This window comes from Streptomyces nymphaeiformis, assembly GCF_014203895.1.
GTDB classification, from domain to species: domain Bacteria; phylum Actinomycetota; class Actinomycetes; order Streptomycetales; family Streptomycetaceae; genus Streptomyces; species Streptomyces nymphaeiformis.
This window is the reverse complement of sequence record NZ_JACHJY010000028.1, coordinates 1-3387: the sequence shown is the minus strand read 5'-3', so window position 1 is coordinate 3387 and position 3387 is coordinate 1. Positions and strand designations below refer to the sequence as shown.

4 protein-coding genes are annotated in these 3387 nt (G+C 71.2%); 1 reads left to right on the top strand and 3 read right to left on the bottom strand.

All coding sequences use genetic code 11. From position 1 onward, the window contains the following. Positions 1-361: 361 nt before the first annotated feature. Positions 362-1369 carry a stage II sporulation protein M gene (locus tag GGE06_RS41930; RefSeq protein WP_116160676.1) on the bottom strand — a complete coding sequence of 336 codons (1008 nt, stop codon included), beginning with the start codon at positions 1367-1369 and terminating at the stop codon, positions 362-364. A 119-nt stretch (positions 1370-1488) separates the two neighbouring features. On the opposite strand from GGE06_RS41930, the gene GGE06_RS41925 reads away from it, so the two are divergent. Continuing rightward, on the top strand, positions 1489-2427 hold the full coding sequence (locus GGE06_RS41925; RefSeq protein ID WP_184933328.1) for an RDD family protein: 939 nt from the start codon (positions 1489-1491) through the stop codon (positions 2425-2427). Positions 2428-2451: 24 nt separating this feature from the next. Here GGE06_RS41925 and GGE06_RS41920 read toward each other — a convergent pair whose 3' ends face one another. Together GGE06_RS41920 and GGE06_RS41915 are read right to left on the bottom strand one after the other, a co-directional pair. After that, the gene (locus tag GGE06_RS41920) at positions 2452-3066 is read right to left on the bottom strand and encodes a hypothetical protein (protein ID WP_116160675.1); all 615 of its coding nucleotides are present in this window, start codon (positions 3064-3066) and stop codon (positions 2452-2454) included. A gap of 153 nt (positions 3067-3219) precedes the next feature. Next, positions 3220-3387, bottom strand: a 168-nt coding sequence (locus tag GGE06_RS41915) for an adenosylhomocysteinase (protein WP_184933327.1), incomplete at its 5' end; no start/stop codon positions are given.

The window sequence follows — 3387 nt, the reverse complement described above, 5'->3', positions numbered from 1 at the left end:
TTCGTTCCCGTTTCCGGGCCCTCCGGGCGCTTCCTTCGTTTCCGACTCTATCAGATCTTTCCGATCCGATTTCCTCGGTGCTTTCCGGTCTCGAACTTTGTTTTCTTCGAGGCCTTCCGGCGTGTTCCGACTTTATCAGATTCATTTCGGCCGACCTAATCGGTGGCTTTCGTGATTCGAATAAGAATCGGGGTGACTCCGTGGAATCAAAATCCCTGCCGGAGTGAGTGAGACTCTACCCGGTCGCTGCCGAACTGTCCAGTTCTAGGCAACCGTTTAAATCTACCTCCCCACGAGCCCCGTGTCAACGGGTTTCGCGAGCACCGGAGGAGACTAGCAGCTCAGGAGGGGCGGACGCACATCAGGCGGCGGTGGGGAGCGTGGCGCTGCGGTCGGGCTCCTCCAGGTCGCCGGTGTCGCCGGCCCGTGCTGCGCGGCCGCCCAGCACGTAGACGTACAAGAGGAAGGCCAGCTCAGCGCCGATGCCGATGGCGATGCGGGCCCAGGTGGGGAGGCCCGAGGGGGTCACGAAGCCTTCGATCAGGCCCGAGACGAAGAGGACCAGGGCCAGGCCGATCGCCATGCCGACGGCCGCGCGGCCCTGTTCCGCCAGGGCGGCGCGGCGGGTCCTGGGCCCGGGGTCGATGACGGTCCAGCCGAGGCGGAGGCCGGTACCCGCGGCCACGAAGACGGCGGTCAGTTCGAGCAGGCCGTGGGGAAGGATCAGCCCCAGGAAGACGTCGAGGCGGCCGGCGGCGGACATCAGGCCGATGCCGACGCCGACGTTCAACATGTTCATGAACAGGATCCAGAGCACCGGGATGCCCAGGAACGCGCCCAGGACCAGGCACATGGCCGCGGCCTGGGCGTTGTTCGTCCAGACCTGGGCGGCGAAGGAGGCCGCCGGATGGCTCGAGTAGTACGTCTCGTACTGGCCGCCGGGGCGGGTCATCTCGCGGAGGTCGGCTGAAGCGCCGATCGCGGCCTGGACGTCCGGGTGCGTGCCGATCCACCAGCCGATGAGGGCCGCGAGCAGCGTGGAGAGGACCGCCGTCGGGATCCACCAGTGGCGGGAGCGGTAGACCGCGGCGGGGAAGCCCGCCGTGAGGAAGCCGACCGCGTCGCGCCAGGAGGAGCGGCGGGTGCCGGTGACGGCGGCGCGGGCACGGGCCACGAGCTGGGTGAGCCGGGCCGTGAGCATGGGGTCCGGGGTGCTCGACTGGACGATCGAGAGGTGGGTGGCCGTGCGCTGGTAGAGCGCGACGAGTTCGTCGGCCTCGGCGCCGGTGAGCTTGCCGCCCCGGCGCAGGAGGTGGTCGAGGCGTTCCCACTCGGCGCGGTGGGCGGTCACGTAGACGTCGAGGTCCATGATCGGCTGCTGCTCCAGGCACTGGCTGCGGACGGGTCCGTACTACTGCGGCGCGCTGCGGGCCAGCTTGGCAGACTGGCGTTCGGAGGGGTCGGGAAGGGCGGAGAAGGGTGGGTGCCGTGAGTGATCTGGTGACGGGCGATGCGGTCGTCCTGGGGTTGCAGCCCGCGCGGCTGCCGAGTCGGGCGCTCGCGGTGCTCATCGACCTGGTCGTGGTGTGGGCCGCGTACCTGCTGATCACGCTCGGGCTCGCGGTCGCCACGGCGTCGTTGGACGAGGCGGCGATGATGGCGGTGTCGGTCGCGTCCTTCCTGCTGGTGCTCGTGGGGGCGCCGATCGCGGTGGAGACGCTGACGCACGGGCGGTCGCTCGGGAAGCTGGCCGTCGGGCTGCGGGTGGTCCGGGACGACGGCGGGCCGATCCGGTTCCGGCACGCGCTGGTGCGGGGCGCGATGGGGGTCGTGGAGATCCTGATGACCTTCGGGGTCGTCGCCTGTATCGCCTCGCTGGTGTCCGAGCGGGGACGGCGGCTCGGGGACGTCTTCGCGGGGACGCTGGTGGTGCGGGAGCGGATACCCACCGCGCGCGTGGCGGCCGTGCCTCCGCCGCCGCCGTGGCTCGTGGGACGTTTCGCCGGCGTCGACCTCTCGGCGGTGCCGGAGACGCTGTGGCTGGAGATACGTCAGTACCTGACGCGGTCGCGCGAGCTGGACCCGGCCGTGGGACGGCGACTCGCGGAGCGGCTCGCGGACGAACTGGTGTCGCGGACCGGTACGCCTCCGCCGGCGGGGGTACCGGCCGAGGCCTATCTGGCGGGGGTGGTGGCAGAGCGGCAGGCGCGGGACGCGCGGCGGGCGTTCGCCTCGGCGGCATCAGGAGTGCCGGGCGTGGTGCCGGGCTCGGTGTCGCCCCCGGTGGTCGCTCCGGTTGTCGCTTCCCCCATGGCTTCTCCCTCTGTGACTCCCCCTGTGGCCTCTCCCCCAGTGGTCGCGTCGTCGGGTGTCGACCCGGCCGGTGAGTCCGGGGTACGGCCTACCGGCTTCGCGCCGCCTGCCTGAGGGACGGCTGCCCGCGGGGGTGGGTCAGGGGAAGACCGAGGGTGGGGTCTCGAGGGCCTCTAGTTCGATGCCTGGGGCCGCGAGGACCACGTCGCCGGCGATGTGGACCGTGTGCCGTTCGCCCGTGTCCAGGGCGCTGACCTGGTACTCGTCCACCATCAGGGGGCCGTTGTCAGTGGGGTGCGCTTCACTTCTCAGCAGGGCCCAGGACTGGTCGACCGTGAGGGGGGCGAGCACCGGGTCCGTGAAGGCGACGAGCCTGACACGGGTCTCGGGGGAATCGGGGGTGAGACGCAGGAGTCGCGTGAGGGCGACGAGGAACGCCGGGGACGTGCCGGTGAAGGCGTGGGCGCGCACATTGCCTTCGGTGGCGTGGGTTCCGGTGGGGTCCGTACGGACCCAGGTGACGCCGTCGAGGGCCGCACCGCGGACCTGCCAGCCGGCGGCGTGCAGTTCGAGGCGGATGGGGCGGCCGAGTTCGTCGACGGCCAGGTCGACGGAGCCCCGGTGGTCGCCGTCGGGGGTGGTGATCTGCGAGACGTAGCGCCAGCCGGAGGGGCCGGGCGCGCAGTGGAAGTGTTCTTCGCCGAGGGGGGTGTGATCGTGCGGGTCATGGAGCGAATAACGGCCGCGGGGCATGGGTCGGTCCTCGGGAGGGGTGCTTCCTGGAAGCGGTAGCGGGGGCGGGACGGGGCAGGCCCCCCGACACGGGGGTGCGGGGGGCCTGCCTGAGTCCTCTACGGGTGTCCGGGACGGCACCGCGTCAGCGCGCGGGCGCCGCCGGCCGGGGCATCAGTAGCGGTAGTGGTCCGGCTTGAAGGGGCCCTCGACCTCGACGCCGATGTAGGCGGCCTGCTCCGGGCGAAGGGTCGTCAGCTTGACGCCGAGCGAGTCCAGGTGGAGGCGGGCGACCTTCTCGTCCAGGTGCTTCGGCAGGACGTAGACGTCGGTCGGGTACTC

Coding starts and splice junctions, on each gene's coding strand:
- GGE06_RS41930 (WP_116160676.1), bottom strand. CDS start 1,369: ATGGACCTCGACGTCTACGTGACCGCCCACCGCGCCGAGTGGGAACGC.
- GGE06_RS41920 (WP_116160675.1), bottom strand. CDS start 3,066: ATGCCCCGCGGCCGTTATTCGCTCCATGACCCGCACGATCACACCCCC.